The organism is Pseudomonas sp. R37(2017) (genome assembly GCF_002113375.1).
Classification (GTDB): domain Bacteria; phylum Pseudomonadota; class Gammaproteobacteria; order Pseudomonadales; family Pseudomonadaceae; genus Aquipseudomonas.
Genome location: NZ_NEHO01000004.1, coordinates 233846 through 250811, shown reverse-complemented (window position 1 = coordinate 250811; position 16966 = coordinate 233846). Strand labels below are relative to the sequence as shown.

Genomic DNA, 16966 nt, shown 5'->3' with positions numbered 1-16966 from the left:
TTTCACGACTGATAACGCGCCGCCCCTGTAGCCGGGTGATAGGCGTTAATATTTGTGATTATTTTTTTCTACAGGGATTGGTAACTTGGCTGGATACCCCCATCCTGTCGCGCACAATCCAAGAGGTGATTGATGCGCGCCAACTCGCCTGATTCACAAGACACTGTCACCGCGACACAACCGATCAATGCCGAGCGTCTGCGCCTGCTTGATCGATTGAGCAAGTACCGTCAACCCATCGGCCTGGCGGTCACCCTGCTGCTGTTCGCGATCGCGCTGATTGCCTGTCGCCACCTGTTGAGCGAACTCGACCTTGACGCGCTGCACGACTCGATCCTCGAAGTTCCGCAGCCTGCCTTGATGGGCGCCTTGGGCGCAACCGTAGTGGGCTTCATCATTCTGCTCGGCTACGAATGGTCGGCCAGTCGCTATGCCGGCGTGAGCCTGGCACCGCGCGCGCTGGCATTGGGCGGTTTCACGGCCTTTGCCATCGGCAACGCCATCGGCCTTTCAATGTTGTCAGGCGGTTCGGTTCGCTATCGCCTCTACGTCCGTCATGGCCTGGGAGCGGCTGAGGTCGCCCGCATGACGCTGTTCGCCAGCCTCTCGCTGGGTTGCGCCCTGCCGCCGCTGGCCGCCCTGGCGACACTCAGCGACCTGCCTGCCGCGTCCACCGCCCTGGGGCTCTCCGAGACGTTGCTGGGCATCGTGGCAGGCGTGGTGCTCGTGCTGTTTTCGGTGTTGGCGATCGGTATCTATCGTCGTCGACTGCCGGATCAGCCTTACCCGGACAACCTGCTGGTCAGGATCGGGCGTCGTACCTTGCGCCTGCCCGGGCGTCGCCTGACGTTCCTGCAATTGATCATCACCGCCCTGGACGTAGCCGCCGCCGCGACCGTGCTCTATTTGCTGCTGCCGGAAACGCCGCCCTTTGGAGCGTTCCTTCTGGTTTACCTGCTGGCGCTGGCCGCCGGCGTGCTCAGCCATGTGCCGGGCGGTGTCGGGGTGTTCGAGGCGATTTTGCTGGCGGCGTTTTCCGACACCCTGGGCGCTGCGCCACTGGCGGCCGCCCTGCTGCTCTATCGCTTGATCTACGTGGTCCTGCCATTGCTGGTGGCCTGCCTGCTGTTGCTGGTCAACGAAGGTCAGCGTCTGTTCCAGACACGCCAGACCTTGCGCGCGACCTCAGGCCTGGCAGCTCCGATACTGGCGGTGCTGGTATTCCTGTCCGGCGTTGTCCTGCTGTTCTCCGGCGCCACTCCGGAAATCGATACCCGCCTGGAACACATCGGCTTTCTGATTCCCCATCGACTGGTCGATGCCTCCCACTTCGGCGCCAGCCTGGTCGGTGTACTTTGCCTGTTGCTGGCCCAGGGGCTGCGTCGCCGGCTGTCGGCCGCATGGATGCTGACCACCATTCTGTTGCTGGTCGGTGCCCTGCTCTCGCTGCTCAAAGGCTTCGATTGGGAAGAAGCCAGCCTGATGGTGCTGACGGCGAGCCTGCTCGGGGTATTCCGCCGGTCGTTCTATCGCCCCAGCCGCCTGACCGAAGTACCGTTCTCGCCGCTGTACCTGGTGGCCAGTCTGTGTGTGCTCGGTGCATCGATCTGGCTGCTGCTGTTCGCCTATCAGGACGTTCCGTACAGCCATCAACTCTGGTGGCAGTTCACCCTCGACGCCGACGCCCCTCGCGGCCTGCGTTCGCTGCTCGGGGCTGCCGTGCTGCTGGTGGTGGTGTCACTGACCTGGTTGTTGCGCACGGCGCGTCCGGTCATTCACCTGCCGACGCCCGACGAACTGGAACGCGCCAGCAAGATCCTCATGGCATCGGCCCAGCCGGATGGCGGCCTGGCCCTGACCGGTGACAAGGCGCTGCTGTTTCACCCCAATGACGAAGCCTTCCTGATGTACGCCCGTCGCGGACGCAGCCTGGTGGCACTGTATGACCCGATCGGCCCGGGCCAGCAACGGGCGGAAATGATCTGGCAGTTCCGCGACCTGTGCGACATCCACCACGCCCGTCCTGTTTTCTATCAAGTGCGCGCGGAAAACCTGCCGTACTACATGGACATCGGCCTGACCGCGATCAAACTCGGCGAAGAAGCACGGGTCGACCTCAAGCGTTTTGATCTCGAAGCCAAGGGCAAAGAGATGAAGGACCTGCGCTACACCTGGAACCGCGGCACCCGTGATGGCCTGTCGCTGGAAATCTTCGAGCCGGGCCATGCGCCGATGGATGAGCTCAAGGTGATATCCGATGCCTGGCTGACCGGCAAGAACGTGCGCGAGAAAGGTTTTTCACTGGGCCGTTTCAGCGATGACTACCTCAAGTATTTCCGCATCGCGGTGATTCGTTTCGAAGGACGTCCGGTGGCGTTCGCCAACCTGCTCGAGACCTACGGCCATGACCTGGCCAGTCTCGACCTGATGCGCGCGCACCCGGACGCCCCGAAGCTGACCATGGAATTCATGATGGTCGGCCTGATTCAACATTATAAAAACCATGGATACGCGCGCTTCAGCCTGGGCATGGTGCCGTTGTCGGGGTTGCAACCCCGTCGCGGCGCACCATTGACCCAGCGCCTGGGCTCGATGGTATTCCGCCGTGGTGAGCAGTTGTACAACTTCCAGGGCTTGCGCCGCTTCAAAGACAAGTTCCAGCCTGATTGGGAACCCCGTTATATGGCCGTGCCCGCCGGACTCGATCCGCTGGTTGCGCTGGCCGACACTGCTGCCCTGATCGCGGGCGGCTTGACCGGATTGGTGAAACGCTGATGATTCAACGCTCCTTGCGGTATGTATTGGGCACTCTGGTGTTAGTGGCCCTGATTCTCGGTGGCGGTTACTGGTACCTCAAACGCCCGGCACCGGAACCGACACTCGAACTGCTGACCCCGGCCGACGGTGCGCCGATGACCCGCGTCATCCCCGGCACCACGCCACGCGCCCAGGTGCTGGTAGCGGTCAACGAAGACCAGAAACTCAGCGACAAGCAATTGATGACCCTGAGCCGCAGCGGCTCGGCACAGATTGTCCAGGTGATCCTGCCCAAGGACTGCCTGCTGCAAAGCCGCGCCCTGCAATCGGGCCTGAGAGAGCTCAAGGGCCCGGCGACCCTGGTCAGCGGCATCGGCCCTGGCGCCGTACTGGCCTGGCGCTGGTTGTCCGAGCAAAAGAACGACAAAGCCCACGCCGTCTCGGTCGATCTTGCCCTGGAAAAGGGTGGTTGCACCCACCTGCTACCGAAAAGCGCCGCCCACGGCCACTGGCTGGCAGCGTGGAACGACAACCCGGACGACACCAGCGCCGGCTTCGTGCGCGATCAACCGAACGCCGAAACCAGTATCAGCGACTATGACATCAACCTGCCGCAAGTACTGAACAACGAACTGCGCAAGATCCTCGTCGGCGGCGACAAAGCCGCTGGCGGCCTGCAGATCCCGGTGGTCGAAGTGCCAGCCGGTCAGGCGCGGGACACCGTGACCCTGTTCCTCTCCGGTGACGGTGGCTGGCGCGACCTGGACCGCGACGTGGCGGGCGAGATGGCCAAGATCGGCTACCCGGTGGTCGGCATCGACACCCTGCGCTACTACTGGCAGCACAAGAGCCCGGAGCAAAGCGCGCTGGACCTGACTGAACTGATGCAGCACTACCGGCAGAAATGGGGCACCAAGCGCTTCATCCTGACGGGCTACTCGTTCGGTGCCGATGTCCTGCCGGCGATCTACAACCGCCTGACCGAGTCGGAGCAGAATCGCGTAGACGCGATCATCCTGCTGGCCTTCGCCCGTACCGGCAGCTTCGAGATCGAAGTCGAAGGCTGGCTCGGCAACGCCGGCAAGGAAGCCGCCACCGGCCCGGAAATGGCCAAGTTGCCAGCCGCCAAAGTGGTGTGCATCTACGGTGAAGAAGAAACCGACGAAAGCGGTTGCACCGACAAGACAGCGGTGGGCGAAGCCATCAAGCTGCCTGGCGGCCACCACTTCGACGAGAATTACCCGGCGCTGGCCAAACGCCTGGTGGACGTGATCGACAAGCGCCAGCCGAAGGAAACAGCGGCTACAGAGTGATCTGAAAGCCTGCAAAAAGCCCCCGCCACCTAACGGTAGCGGGGGCTTTTTTACATCCGGCAATTCACCACAGGCCTTCTGTAGGAGCGAGCACGCTCGCGATGAGGCCATCAGTTCACCATCCATGTTGACTGATACACCGCCATCGCGAGCATGCTCGCTCCTACAAGAAGCCTTACATCTCGACCTGCGTCCCCAGTTCAATCACCCGGTTCAGCGGCAGATTGAAGAAGCGCAGGTTGCCGTTGGCGTTCTGCAACATGAAGGCAAACAACCCTTCACGCCAACGAGCCATGCCTTCGAGCTTGGAGGCAATGACCGTCTCGCGACTGAGGAAGTAGGTGGTACGCATCGGACTGAAATCCAGTTCATCGAGGTGGCACAGTTTCAGCGCCTGCGGTACGTCCGGCTCATCGATGAAACCGAAATGCAGGATTACGCGGAAGAAACCTTCGCCGTAGGAATCGACCTCGAAGCGCCGTTGTGGCGGCACCCGCGGGATGTCTTCGTACACCACCGTCAGCAGCACCACTTGCTCGTGCAACACTTGGTTATGCAACAGGTTATGCAACAACGCGTGGGGCACGGCATCCGCCCGCGCGGTCAGGAACACGGCGGTGCCCTGAACTCGATGGGGCGGTTGTACGGCAACGCTGCTGATGAAGATCGGCAGTGGCAATCCACCCTCGTCGATACGCTCGACCAGCAACTGCTTGCCACGCTTCCAGGTGGTCATCAGCACAAACAGCACGAAACCGGCGATCACCGGGAATGCACCGCCCTGAACGATTTTCGGCACATTGGCGGCGAAGTACAGGCCGTCCACCAGCAGGAAACCGAGCAGCACCGGAACTGCGAGAACCGGTGGCCATTTCCACAACAGCAATATCACTGCCGACACCAGGATGGTTGTCATCAGCATGGTCCCGGTCACCGCCACGCCGTAGGCCGAGGCCAGGGCGCCGGAAGATTCGAAACCCAGCACCAACAACACGACACCGACCATCAGCGCCCAGTTCACCGCGGCGATATAGATCTGGCCCTGTTCGGCGCTGGAAGTGTGTCGAATGTGCATGCGCGGGATGTAACCGAGCTGGATCGCCTGGCGGGTCAAGGAGAATGCACCGGAAATCACTGCTTGCGAGGCAATCACCGTGGCCATGGTCGACAGGCCGACCAGCGGGAGCAGCGCCCAGCTTGGCGCCAGCAGGTAGAACGGGTTACGGGCAGCTTCCGGATCGCCCAGCAGCAAGGCCCCTTGACCAAAATAATTGAGCACCAGCGCCGGCAACACGAGGATGAACCAGGCACGAGCGATCGGCTTGCGGCCGAAGTGCCCCATGTCCGCGTACAGCGCTTCGGCACCGGTCAACGCGAGCACCACAGCGCCAAGAATCGCCACGCCCATGCCCGGGTGCACGATGAAGAAGCGTACGCCCCACACCGGGTTCATTGCCTGCAGCACTTCCGGGTGCTGGCTGATGCCATAGACGCCCAGTGCCCCCAGTACGAGAAACCAGGTCACCATGATCGGCCCGAACAGAATACCTATCCGCGCCGTACCGTGGCTCTGGATCAGGAACAACGCCACCAGCACCACCAGTGAGATAGGCACCACCCAATGGTCGATGCCTTCGAAGGCCAGCCCCAGGCCTTCGATCGCCGACAATACGGAGATTGCCGGGGTGATCATGCTGTCGCCATAGAACAACGCCGCGCCGATCAGTCCGCAGACAACCAGCAAGGTGCGCAATCTGGCGTGCCCCGCCGCCGCCCGCCGGGCCAGCGCGGTCAAGGCCATGATCCCGCCTTCGCCCTGGTTGTCGGCGCGCAGCACGAACATCATGTACTTGATCGACACGACCCAGATCAGCGACCAGAAAATGAGTGCCAGGATCCCCAGCACCCCGTCATGGTTGACCGGCACGCCATAGCCGCCGGAAAACACTTCTTTGAGGGTGTACAACGGACTGGTGCCGATATCGCCATAAACCACCCCGACTGCCGCGACCAGCATACCGATCGGCTTCACCACCGAATGCTCGGCGCCCGCAGTCTGACTACTTGCCTGACCCATCCACCACTCCTACTACCCAGACTCGGGCTTCTTTGAAAGAAGCACTATGCTTTGTCGTGCAGCATGCGCTGTTTTACATCACGTTACAGACGTTTTATTGACTGCAAAAAAACAGTAAAGCTTAACGGCGCGAAGCATAGCGCAGCACTCGTCGTATTTCCCTGCATAAAGCTGGTCAAGTGAGCGACTCATCGCTAGAATTGCGCACTTTTTGATCAGAGGCGCAGTTCAAGCGCCCGTCCGTCGGTTTTGCCCTGCCCGGCAAGCGGCGTCACAAAATACCGAGGTTAGACATGTCCACCACTCCTGCGTCGGCCAATCCAAAGGTTGGCTTCGTATCCCTGGGTTGCCCCAAAGCACTGGTCGACTCCGAGCGCATCCTTACCCAGCTGCGCATGGAAGGCTATGACGTGGTGTCCACCTACCAGGACGCCGACGTCGTGGTAGTCAACACCTGCGGCTTCATCGATTCGGCCAAGGCCGAGTCCCTTGAAGTGATCGGCGAAGCCATCAAGGAAAACGGCAAGGTCATCGTGACCGGCTGCATGGGCGTCGAAGAAGGCAACATTCGCGACGTACACCCGAGCGTACTGGCCGTGACCGGTCCGCAGCAGTACGAGCAAGTGGTCAGCGCCGTGCACGAAGTCGTGCCGCCGAAGCAGGATCACAACCCGCTGATCGACCTGGTGCCACCACAAGGCATCAAGCTGACCCCGCGCCACTACGCCTACCTGAAGATTTCCGAAGGCTGCAACCATAGCTGCAGCTTCTGCATCATCCCGTCGATGCGCGGCAAACTGGTCAGTCGTCCAGTGGGTGATGTGCTCGACGAGGCCCAGCGCCTGGTCAAGTCCGGCGTCAAGGAACTGTTGGTGATCTCTCAGGACACCAGCGCCTACGGCGTCGACGTGAAATACCGCACCGGTTTCTGGAACGGCGCGCCGGTGAAAACCCGCATGACCGAACTCTGCGAAGCCCTGAGCACCCTCGGCGTCTGGGTTCGCCTGCACTACGTCTACCCTTACCCGCACGTTGACGAGCTGATCCCGCTGATGGCCGCCGGCAAGATCCTGCCGTACCTGGACATCCCGTTCCAGCACGCCAGCCCGAAAGTGCTGAAGGCGATGAAACGCCCGGCCTTCGAAGACAAGACCCTGGCGCGCATCAAGAACTGGCGCGAAATCTGCCCGGACCTGATCATCCGCTCGACCTTCATCGTGGGTTTCCCGGGCGAAACCGAAGAAGACTTCCAGTACCTGCTGAACTGGCTGACCGAAGCCCAGCTCGACCGCGTCGGCTGCTTCCAGTACTCGCCGGTAGAAGGCGCACCGGCCAATGACCTGGACCTGGAAGTCGTCCCGGACGACGTCAAGCAGGACCGTTGGGAGCGCTTCATGGCGCACCAGCAGGCCATCAGCTCGGCTCGCCTGCAAATGCGCATCGGCCGCGAGATCGAAGTTCTGGTCGATGAAGTCGACGAGCAAGGCGCGGTCGGCCGCTGCTTCTTCGATGCCCCGGAAATCGACGGCAACGTATTCATCGACAACGGCAGCAACCTCAAGCCGGGCGACAAGGTCTGGTGCAAAGTGACTGACGCCGACGAATACGATCTGTGGGCTGAACAGATCTAAACGCAATAAATATGCAAAGCCCCGCTCTCTTGACGAGATGCGGGGCTTTTTTACGGCTATCGTTTGAGGTTGAAAGGATTCCTATCAACCACTGCACAAGAGACAGACGGGCATGCGTCAGCATTCGGTCATCCATACGCCGAAACTCGGCGACTACGAAGAATTGACTCGGGTCTGGGAGGCCTCGGTACGCGCGACCCACGACTTTCTGCCGGACAGCTACATCGAACTGTTGAAAAACCTGGTGCTGACTCGCTACCTCGACTCGGTGATGCTGATCTGCACCAAGGACTCCCGCCAGCGCATCACCGGGTTCGCCGGCGTCGCGGCCGGCAAGATCGAAATGCTGTTCATCGACCCCGACCATCGCGGTCAGGGCCTGGGCAAGAAATTGCTGCACTATGCCCTGGAACACCTGAACGCCGATGAACTGGACGTCAACGAACAGAACCCACAGGCCCTCGGCTTTTACTTCAAACAGGGTTTCGAGGTCATCGGTCGCTCGGAAGTCGATGGCATGGGCCAGCCGTATCCGTTGTTGCACATGCGCTTGCGTCAGGCCGAAAAACTCACGCGCAATGGCTGATACACCACAAAAGACCATGCATTGAAATGGAACCGGGCTTAACCGGCGCCAGGCAGGTACAATGCCCACCCCCTTTTTGTTACGGCCCTGACATGACTGACCCGATTCGTCTCTCCAAACGCCTCATCGAACTCGTCGGCTGTTCCCGTCGGGAGGCTGAGCTGTTCATCGAGGGTGGCTGGGTGACCGTCGACGGCGAGGTCATCGACGAGCCGCAATTCAAGGTCGACACCCAGAAAGTCGAGCTTGATCCAGAGGCCAAGGCCACCGCGCCGGAACCGGTGACCCTGCTGCTGAACGTCCCCGCTGGCATGGACGCGGATACCGCCATGACCACCCTGCGCGCCGAAACCCTGAGCGAAGAACACCGCTACGGCAAGCGCCCATTGCGCGGGCACTTCCTGCGCCTGACCGCCAGCACCGACCTGCAGGCCAACGCCAGCGGCCTGCTGGTATTCACCCAGGACTGGAAAGTCCTGCGCAAACTCACTGCCGACTCCAGCAGGATCGAACAAGAGTATGTGGTCGAGGTTGAAGGCGAGATGGTGGATCACGGGCTGAACCGCCTGAACCACGGCCTGAGCTACAAGGGCAAGGAGTTTCCCGCGGTCAAGGCCAGCTGGCAGAACGAGAACCGCCTGCGCTTTGCCATGAAGAACCCGCAGCCGGGCATCATCGCCCTGCTTTGCCAGGCGGTCGGCCTGAAGGTCGTCGCCATCCGTCGCATCCGCATCGGCGGCGTATCCATCGGCAAAGTGCCAGTGGGGCAATGGCGCTACCTGTCCGGCAAAGAGAAGTTCTAAGGCTTTTCTCGCCGCCAAACATTTCGGCGTCGCGCCCGGTCGCGACGCCCACAGCTGAATATCAGGACTGCACACATGATTCATAACGACGTACTGCGCAGCGTGCGCTACATGCTCGACATCAGCGACAAGAAAGTCATCGAAATCATCAAGCTCGGCGGCATGGACGTGATCCTGGCGGACGTGGTGGCCTACCTCGACAAAAAAGAGGAAGACGAGGAAGGTTTCGTACGTTGCCCGGACGAAGTCATGGCGCATTTCCTCGACGGCCTGGTGATCTTCAAGCGCGGCAAGGACGAAAGCCGTCCACCACAGCCGATCGAAGTGCCAGTGACCAACAACATCATCCTGAAAAAACTGCGGGTGGCTTTCGAACTGAAAGAAGACGACATGCACGCGATCCTCAAGGCCGTCGAGTTCCCGGTGTCCAAACCTGAGCTGAGCGCGCTGTTCCGCAAGTTCGGCCACACCAACTATCGCCCGTGCGGCGACCAGTTGCTGCGCAATTTCCTCAAGGGCCTGACCCTGCGCGTTCGTCCGCAGTAAATGCCCGCCCCTGTCCCACCTCGACCGCAAACCATGACCTACAGCGTTTCTCCCATCGGCTTCGTGCGCTCCTGCTTCAAGGAGAAATTCGCCATTCCGCGCCAGCCGCAACTGGCCCCGGCCGCACGCGGTGTTCTGGAATTGGTGGCGCCATTCGATCAGGGCGATGCGGTGCAAGGACTGGAACAGGTCAGCCATGTCTGGCTGCTGTTCCTGTTTCATCAAGCCCTGGAAGAGAAGCCACGACTGAAAGTCCGCCCTCCTCGCCTCGGTGGCAACAAATCCATGGGGGTGTTTGCCACCCGTGCGACACACCGGCCCAATGGCATTGGCCAGTCAGTGGTGAAACTGGACAGGGTCGAGGCCAATCGCTTGTGGATATCCGGCATAGACCTGCTGGATGGCACACCGATTCTCGATATCAAACCCTATGTGCCCTACGCCGACATCATCGATACAGCCTCCAATGACATCGCCAGCGCCGCGCCGCAGCTGATTCCCGTGCAGTGGACGGATGCAGCGCTGCAACAGGCTCACGGGCATGCCCAGCGCCTGGAAGAGCCTTTGGTTGAGCTGATCGAGCAATGTCTGGCGCAGGATCCACGCCCGGCCTATCAAACACCTGCGCCCGAGCGGGAATACGGTGCGCAGTTCTGGGATCTGGATGTGCGCTGGCACTATCCGGCACCGGAGCTGATACGGGTGCTGGAAGTCATTCCCGCGAAAAGCTGAATGCCAGAAACGAAAAAGCCCGAATTTTCGGGCTTTTTGGATTTTCTGTAGGAGCGGGTGCCCGCTTGCGGCATGCTCGCGATGAATCTGAAAACACCGCGGGGTGCCAGGCTTCCCGCGTTATCGTTGACGACCATCGCGAGCGTGCTCGCTCCTACAAGGTGACCTGCGGTCACTTCTCGACGAATGCTCGCTCGATCAGGTAGTCACCCGGCTCACGCATCCGCGGCGAAACCTTCAGGCCGAAGCTGTTCAACACTTCACTGGTTTCGTCGAGCATGCTCGGGCTGCCGCACAGCATGGCGCGGTCATCCTGCGGGTTGATCGGTGGCAGGCCGATGTCGCTGAACAGCTTGCCGCTGCGCATCAGGTCAGTCAGGCGGCCTTCGTTCTCGAACGGCTCGCGAGTCACGGTCGGGTAATAGATCAACTTGTCACGCAGTGCTTCGCCGAAGAATTCGTTCTGCGGCAAGTGCTCGGTGATGAACTCGCGGTAAGCGACTTCGTTGACGTAACGCACGCCGTGGCACAGGATCACTTTTTCGAAACGCTCGTAGGTTTCCGGGTCCTGGATGACGCTCATGAACGGCGCCAGACCGGTACCGGTGCTGAGCAGGTACAAATGTTTTCCAGGTTTCAAGTCATCCAGTACCAGCGTGCCGGTAGGCTTCTTGCTGATGATGATCTCGTCGCCTTCCTTCAGATGCTGCAACTGCGAAGTCAGCGGACCATCAGGCACCTTGATGCTGAAGAACTCGAGATGCTCTTCCCAGTTCGGGCTGGCAATCGAGTAAGCGCGCATAAGCGGGCGGCCATTGGGCTGTTGCAGGCCGATCATCACGAACTGACCGTTCTCGAAGCGCAGGCCCGGATCACGGGTGCACTTGAAGCTGAACAGAGTGTCGTTCCAGTGGTGAACACTGAGGACACGCTCGTGGTTCATGTTGCTCATGTACGTGGGACTCCTGGGAATATGATCTGCGCCTGCTCTGCGTGCGCTCTAGGAAAGAGAGCGGAGCTCTGCGCAATTGCAACGCATTCTAAAGGCAGAGACAATATCTGTTAAATGGATTATTAAGATAAGGGTTATCGGTTATATCGATATGCGATTTACTCTCCGTCAACTTCAAGTATTCGTCGCAGTCGCCCAGCAGGAAAGCGTATCCCGTGCTGCGAGCCTGCTCAACCTCTCGCAATCGGCGGCGAGTACCTCGATCACCGAACTGGAGCGTCAGTGCAGTTGCCAGTTGTTCGACCGCGCCGGCAAACGCCTGAGCCTCAACGCGCTTGGCAAACAGCTACTGCCCCAGGCAGTGGCCTTGCTGGATCAGGCCAAGGAGATCGAAGACCTGCTCAACGGCAAGTCGGGGTTCGGCTCGCTGGCCGTAGGCGCAACCCTGACCATCGGCAATTACCTGGCCACCCTGCTGATCGGCAGCTTCATGCAGCGCCATCCGGAAAGCCAAGTGAAACTGCACGTGCAGAACACTGCCAATATCGTGCACCAAGTGGCCCACTATGAAATTGATCTGGGTCTGATCGAAGGCGATTGCAGCCACCCGGACATCGAAGTTCAAAGCTGGGTCGAGGACGAACTGGTGGTGTTTTGCGCCCCTCAGCATCCGCTGGCCAAGCGCGGCACGGCGACCATGGACGAATTGAGTCACGAAGCATGGATCTTGCGCGAACAGGGTTCCGGCACACGGTTGACCTTCGATCAAGCCATGCGCCATCACCGCTCTTCTTTGAATATCCGCCTGGAGCTTGAACACACCGAAGCGATCAAGCGCGCGGTCGAGTCAGGTCTGGGGATTGGCTGTATTTCCAGGCTGGCTTTGCGCGACGCATTCCGCCGCGGCAGCCTGGTACCTGTCGAGACACCGGACCTGGATCTGGCGCGACAGTTTTACTTCATCTGGCATAAACAGAAATATCAGACCTCGGCGATGCGCGAGTTCCTCGACCTGTGCCGCGCCTTCACCGCCGGGGTTCAGCGCAGCGACGAGATCGTGCTGCCGACGATCGCTTAGAGAAGAATCACCGCCCACACCAGGGCAATCATGCTCAAGGCCACGAACTGGGCGGCGCTGCCCATGTCCTTGGCGTTCTTGGACAGCGGGTGTCGCTCAAGGGAAATGCGGTCGATGGCCGCTTCCACTGCCGAGTTGAGCAACTCGACGATCAATGCCAGCATGCAGACGGCGATCAACAATGCCTGTTCAACCCGGCTGACATTCAGGAAGAACGACAAGGGAATCAAGATGACGTTGAGCAATACCAGTTGCCGAAAGGCGGCTTCACCGGTGAAGGCAGCGCGCAGACCGTCCAGCGAATAACCGGAGGCATTGAGAATACGTTTCAGGCCGGTCTGGCCTTTGAAAGGTGACATATAGAGTGGGCAACTGACAAAAAAGAAGTGGGAAAGCTAGTTCAACCAAAGTCAAAAAAGTGTGAAGTTACCAGCCTTCAATGACTGGAAATTGACTCAAGTTGTTGCAAGAGCAGCGCGGCCTGGGTCCGGGTCCGCACATTCAGTTTACGGAAAATCGCGGTCACGTGCGCTTTGATCGTCGCTTCGGAAACATTCAACTCGTAGGCGATCTGTTTGTTCAGCAGGCCTTCGCAAACCATGGTCAGCACCCGGAACTGCTGTGGAGTCAGGCTGGCAAGACCTTCGCTGGCTGCCTTGGCCTCTTGCGAAACGCTGACCGCTTCGAACGCCTGCGGTGGCCACCAAGCGTCGCCGTCAAGGACCGCACGCACGGCTTTCTGGATCACACTCAGGTCGCTGGATTTGGGAATGAAGCCACTGGCACCGAACTCACGAGACTTGACCATGATGGTCGGCTCTTCCTGGGCCGAGACCATGACCACCGGAATCTGTGGGTACTGGCCGCGCAGCAGGACCAGCCCGGAGAACCCGTAGGCCCCCGGCATGTTCAGATCCAGCAGAACCAGATCCCAATCGGATTTTTCCGTCAGGCGAACTTCCAGTTCGGCAATGCTCGCCACTTCCACCAGGCGGACATCCGGACCGAGGCCCAGGGTCAGCGCCTGGTGCAAGGCACTGCGAAAAAGTGGGTGGTCATCGGCAATCAGGATTTCGTATGTGGCCATCTTTCAAATGATCCTGTTTATCATGGGACGCCCGATGCATTCGGACCTCGCCAAAATGACTCAAGGCACAGCCGCCAAGCGGTAATGAAAAGGTACGCTCAACGCAAAAAACGCGTTGCAAACTCTGGCCGCACCCTAATCGGCGCCCAGCATGCCCAGCGAAACCGGGGTGGTCAAGCAGCATGGCCGGGACACTTTATTGCCGTATGCGCAACAATCATTCAACCGACGGGGTGACCGACTGAACATAGGGCATCAACTCGGCATGCGCCGGGGTCGAAACGTTCATGTCCAACTGATGCTTGGCATCCAGGTAATGCTGGCTGAACACATCGAAGTAGGCATCCAGCGCCGAGGCGGCGGCTTCGTCGCCTGCAAGATCGAGACACAGCGCCGCCACTTCCGCCGTACACAGGTGTTCGCTGCGGGTCGAGCGGCGCAGGCGGTAACGAGAGAGTTTCTCCGGGAGCAGGCTGAGGATCGGCAAACGGTCGAAATAGGGACTCTTGCGAAAGATCTTCCGTGCTTCGGTCCAGGTCGCGTCCAACAGAATGAACAACGGGCGCTTCGTGTCATCGACATCCACACTGTCAGTCACACGCTCAGGCTCGACGTACTCACCTGGAAACACCAGGTAGGGCTGCCATTGAGGGTCGGACAACAGCGCCAGCAACTTCGGATCGACCTCGGTGCGGGACCAGATAAAGGCATGGTTGTCAGGTACCACGTCAGCAATCAGCCAACCGGTGTTGCTCGGTTTGAACACTTCCTTGTTGGTCATGATCAGGCATACGCCGGAGCGGGTCGCGACCTGCGGACGCCATGCGCACAGGCAGTGGCTCTCGATCACCCGGCAGTCTCGGCAACGCGGCGCACGCCAGCCACGGGCCTGAATCGGCTTGATACCCTCCTCCTCGCGCTGGTCGCGCAAGCGGGCTACGGCATTCAAGGCAAAGCGCGAGGGGGTATCGCTCATAGCGGGCAACACTCGCTCAGAAGGGAAATCCACACGAAGAACACTCGACAGGGTAAAAAGTGCCAGCAGTTTACCAGACCGCCCGGTGCAAGCCTGTACCGTCCAGCCCGCCTCCCCTATAATTCGCCGCCACTGAACGCACAGTCACGTGACGGGTCAAACCCCCATCACTGAACCAGGAGAGTTTCATGCTGCGCCTTATCGTTCCTACCGCGGCCATTTTGCTGGCGTCGTCCCTCAACGCTCAGGCCGCGTCCTTGAAAGACACGGAACTGAACAAAATGCTGCAAAACGTCGCCATCCAGAGCAGCGTCGGCACTCCACGAGCGATCAACGAAGACATACTCGATCAAGGCTACACCGTTGAAGGCAAACAGCTGATCAACCATCTGAGCGTGCAGAGCAGCCACGCCGACAAGATGCGCGCCGACCCGAAAGCCGTGTACTTCCAACTGGGCGCTTCTGTCTGCAGAAACGAAGGGTTTCGCAAGCTGATGGCCAAGGGCGCGATCATGCGTTACGACTTCACCGAGGTCAAAACCAACCGCCCGGTCGGCTCCGCAAGCTTCCAGGAATCGGATTGCCTGCAACCGACCAAGAAGAAAAAGTAATCACCGAGAATTGGCGCGTCGCTGTTCATCTTCGGCGCGCAATTCTGCAAGCAGCGCCTGCAAGTAGTGCGAACGACGTTCACCGCCACGCAATCGTCGGCAGCACTCCTCCTCGAGACTCAAATGATTGGTCTCGGCTGACGACTTCAGCAATCGATACAGCTGCGTATCGATCTCCAGAATGACTCTGGCCATGGTTTCCCGCCTCCCTGCACTTCACTCATGTTTGAGCGATAAATCCTTAAAACGCATGTACCGTGCGCCCTGCCGTAGACGCAAAGTTGTCGTGTGACACCTGTAACTTAGTAAATCAGAGTGCAGCACATGCGACGGACGTTCAGACGAATGGTGAAACCACCTTGTAAATCGTCAATAAGCGGTTGCCAGGAAAGACTTTGTGGCGCAATGATCAAGGCAGCGCAAATTACCGCGAAGGTCTGGATTTCAGGGTATCCACGTTCATTTTCAGGGCCGGAAAGAGGCTGGCCGTCGCTTGTCGTGTTATGCGAACGTTTCTTTCATTCAAGGAAAAACAGAGCCTGTTTGGATGATCCGATACCTGTCGGGTCAAGTAGATCGCCCAGGCATGGGCCAGGGCAGACAGCGACACATGGAGTGTCGTGGCATCGACGCACGTTGTCGGGCCGAGGGTTCTGTGCAGAAGGAGAAGTTGAATGCCTTACCAACCAAATGACCTCCTGAGCCGTCATTTTGAAGAAAGCGGCCACGACCTCATCAGCAAGGTCGAAGAACAACTCAAGCTGATTTCCCCCAACAGTCCGAACATCCCGATCTACCGCGACATGATCCTGACCGTGCTGCGCATGGCCCAGGAAGACCACAACCGCTGGAATGCCAAAATCACCCTGCAAGCCCTGCGCGAACTGGAGCAGGCTTTCCGCGTACTCGAACAATTCAAGGACCGGCGCAAGGTCACTGTTTTCGGCTCGGCCCGCACCCCCATGGAACATCCGCTCTACAACATGGCCCGGGAACTCGGTGCTGCGCTGGCGCGCTCGGACATGATGGTGATCACCGGTGCCGGTGGCGGCATCATGGCCGCCGCCCATGAGGGGGCCGGCCTGGCACACAGCCTGGGGTTCAACATCACCCTGCCCTTCGAGCAGCATGCCAACCCCACTGTCGACGGCACGACCAACCTGCTGCCCTTCCACTTCTTCTTCACCCGCAAGCTGTTCTTCGTCAAGGAAGCCGATGCCCTGGTGCTATGCCCGGGTGGCTTTGGCACACTGGATGAAGCGCTGGAAGTGCTGACACTGATCCAGACTGGCAAGAGCCCATTGGTACCAGTGGTGCTACTGGACACGCCGGACGGCAAATTCTGGCAAGGCGCACTGGACTTCATTCATCAGCAACTGGAGGAAAACCACTACATCCTGCCCACTGACATGAAGCTGGTGAAACTGGTCTACAACGTCGAGGAAGCGGTAGAGCACATCAACCAGTTCTACAGCAACTTCCACTCCAGTCGCTGGCTCAAGCACCAGTTCCTGATTCGCATGAATCACACACTCAGCGACCACGCACTCGAACATATGCAGGAAGATTTCGCCGATCTGTGCCTGAGCGATCACTTCCATCAGCATGTCTACAGCAGTGAAGAGCACGATGAAGCCGAGTTCAGCCATCTGGTGCGATTGGTCTTCAACTTCAACGCCCGCAATCATGGTCGCCTGCGCGAGCTTGTGGACTACATCAACCTGCCGGAAAACTGGGCACAAACAAAACCCCAGGTGCAACAGCGCACACGGGAACCGTCAAAGGTGACGTGAGGCAAAAAAACGGCCCGCTATCGA

At 59.5% G+C, this 16966-nt stretch carries 16 protein-coding genes; 10 read left to right on the top strand and 6 right to left on the bottom strand.

Annotation, left to right across the window (positions count from 1 at the left end; all coding sequences use genetic code 11):
- Positions 1–132: 132 nt before the first annotated feature.
- Both mprF and CAG47_RS09055 read left to right on the top strand, forming a co-directional pair.
- On the top strand, positions 133–2775 hold the full coding sequence (gene mprF, locus CAG47_RS09060; RefSeq protein WP_085724544.1) for a bifunctional lysylphosphatidylglycerol flippase/synthetase MprF: 2643 nt from the start codon (positions 133–135) through the stop codon (positions 2773–2775).
- Positions 2775–4070: a virulence factor family protein gene (locus CAG47_RS09055; RefSeq protein WP_085724543.1), complete on the top strand. Its 1296-nt coding sequence runs from the start codon at positions 2775–2777 to the stop codon at positions 4068–4070. The genes mprF and CAG47_RS09055 overlap by 1 nt, the downstream gene beginning before the upstream one ends.
- Positions 4071–4245: 175 nt before the next feature.
- Here the strand turns inward: CAG47_RS09055 and CAG47_RS09050 are convergent, their stop codons facing one another.
- Positions 4246–6147 (bottom strand): potassium transporter Kup, encoded by a 1902-nt coding sequence (locus CAG47_RS09050; protein ID WP_085724542.1) that lies wholly within the window; start codon positions 6145–6147, stop codon positions 4246–4248.
- 293 nt (positions 6148–6440) lie between these two features.
- Here CAG47_RS09050 and rimO point away from each other — a divergent pair, with 293 nt between their 5' ends.
- The 5 genes from rimO to tsaA all read left to right on the top strand — a co-directional run bounded on the left by rimO (position 6441) and on the right by tsaA (position 10445).
- Positions 6441–7778: a 30S ribosomal protein S12 methylthiotransferase RimO gene (gene rimO, locus CAG47_RS09045; protein ID WP_085724541.1), complete on the top strand. Its 1338-nt coding sequence runs from the start codon at positions 6441–6443 to the stop codon at positions 7776–7778.
- Between the two features lie 112 nt (positions 7779–7890).
- On the top strand, positions 7891–8364 hold the full coding sequence (locus CAG47_RS09040; RefSeq protein ID WP_085724540.1) for a GNAT family N-acetyltransferase: 474 nt from the start codon (positions 7891–7893) through the stop codon (positions 8362–8364).
- 92 nt (positions 8365–8456) lie between these two features.
- Positions 8457–9167, top strand: coding sequence for an rRNA pseudouridine synthase (locus CAG47_RS09035; RefSeq protein ID WP_085724539.1), 711 nt, complete (start codon positions 8457–8459; stop codon positions 9165–9167).
- A 75-nt stretch (positions 9168–9242) separates the two neighbouring features.
- Entirely contained in the window at positions 9243–9713 is a 471-nt protein-coding gene (locus CAG47_RS09030; protein WP_085724538.1) for a DUF1456 family protein, read from the top strand.
- Between the two features lie 33 nt (positions 9714–9746).
- Positions 9747–10445 carry a tRNA (N6-threonylcarbamoyladenosine(37)-N6)-methyltransferase TrmO gene (gene tsaA / locus CAG47_RS09025; RefSeq protein ID WP_085724537.1) on the top strand — a complete coding sequence of 233 codons (699 nt, stop codon included), beginning with the start codon at positions 9747–9749 and terminating at the stop codon, positions 10443–10445.
- A 172-nt stretch (positions 10446–10617) separates the two neighbouring features.
- On the opposite strand, the gene fpr is transcribed toward tsaA, so the two are convergent.
- On the bottom strand, positions 10618–11397 hold the full coding sequence (gene fpr, locus CAG47_RS09020) for a ferredoxin-NADP reductase (protein WP_003443014.1): 780 nt from the start codon (positions 11395–11397) through the stop codon (positions 10618–10620).
- Between the two features lie 151 nt (positions 11398–11548).
- On the opposite strand from fpr, the gene CAG47_RS09015 reads away from it, so the two are divergent.
- Positions 11549–12475, top strand: coding sequence for a LysR family transcriptional regulator (locus CAG47_RS09015; RefSeq protein ID WP_085724536.1), 927 nt, complete (start codon positions 11549–11551; stop codon positions 12473–12475).
- On the opposite strand, the gene CAG47_RS09010 is transcribed toward CAG47_RS09015, so the two are convergent.
- From CAG47_RS09010 to CAG47_RS09000, 3 genes are all read right to left on the bottom strand, one after another.
- Positions 12472–12834: a diacylglycerol kinase gene (locus tag CAG47_RS09010; protein ID WP_085724535.1), complete on the bottom strand. Its 363-nt coding sequence runs from the start codon at positions 12832–12834 to the stop codon at positions 12472–12474. The two genes, CAG47_RS09015 and CAG47_RS09010, sit on opposite strands and share 4 nt — an antisense overlap.
- Positions 12835–12911: 77 nt before the next feature.
- Positions 12912–13562 carry a response regulator transcription factor ErdR gene (gene erdR, locus CAG47_RS09005; RefSeq protein WP_085724534.1) on the bottom strand — a complete coding sequence of 217 codons (651 nt, stop codon included), beginning with the start codon at positions 13560–13562 and terminating at the stop codon, positions 12912–12914.
- A gap of 217 nt (positions 13563–13779) precedes the next feature.
- A complete protein-coding gene (locus tag CAG47_RS09000; RefSeq protein WP_085724533.1) occupies positions 13780–14538 on the bottom strand; it encodes a tRNA-uridine aminocarboxypropyltransferase in 759 nt (252 codons plus the stop codon).
- Between the two features lie 188 nt (positions 14539–14726).
- Here CAG47_RS09000 and CAG47_RS08995 point away from each other — a divergent pair, with 188 nt between their 5' ends.
- A complete protein-coding gene (locus tag CAG47_RS08995; protein WP_085724532.1) occupies positions 14727–15149 on the top strand; it encodes a quorum-sensing-regulated virulence factor family protein in 423 nt (140 codons plus the stop codon).
- On the opposite strand, the gene CAG47_RS08990 is transcribed toward CAG47_RS08995, so the two are convergent.
- The gene (locus CAG47_RS08990) at positions 15150–15344 is read right to left on the bottom strand and encodes a hypothetical protein (protein WP_085724531.1); all 195 of its coding nucleotides are present in this window, start codon (positions 15342–15344) and stop codon (positions 15150–15152) included.
- A 479-nt stretch (positions 15345–15823) separates the two neighbouring features.
- On the opposite strand from CAG47_RS08990, the gene CAG47_RS08985 reads away from it, so the two are divergent.
- A complete protein-coding gene (locus tag CAG47_RS08985; RefSeq protein WP_085724530.1) occupies positions 15824–16942 on the top strand; it encodes a TIGR00730 family Rossman fold protein in 1119 nt (372 codons plus the stop codon).
- Positions 16943–16966: the final 24 nt, after the last annotated feature.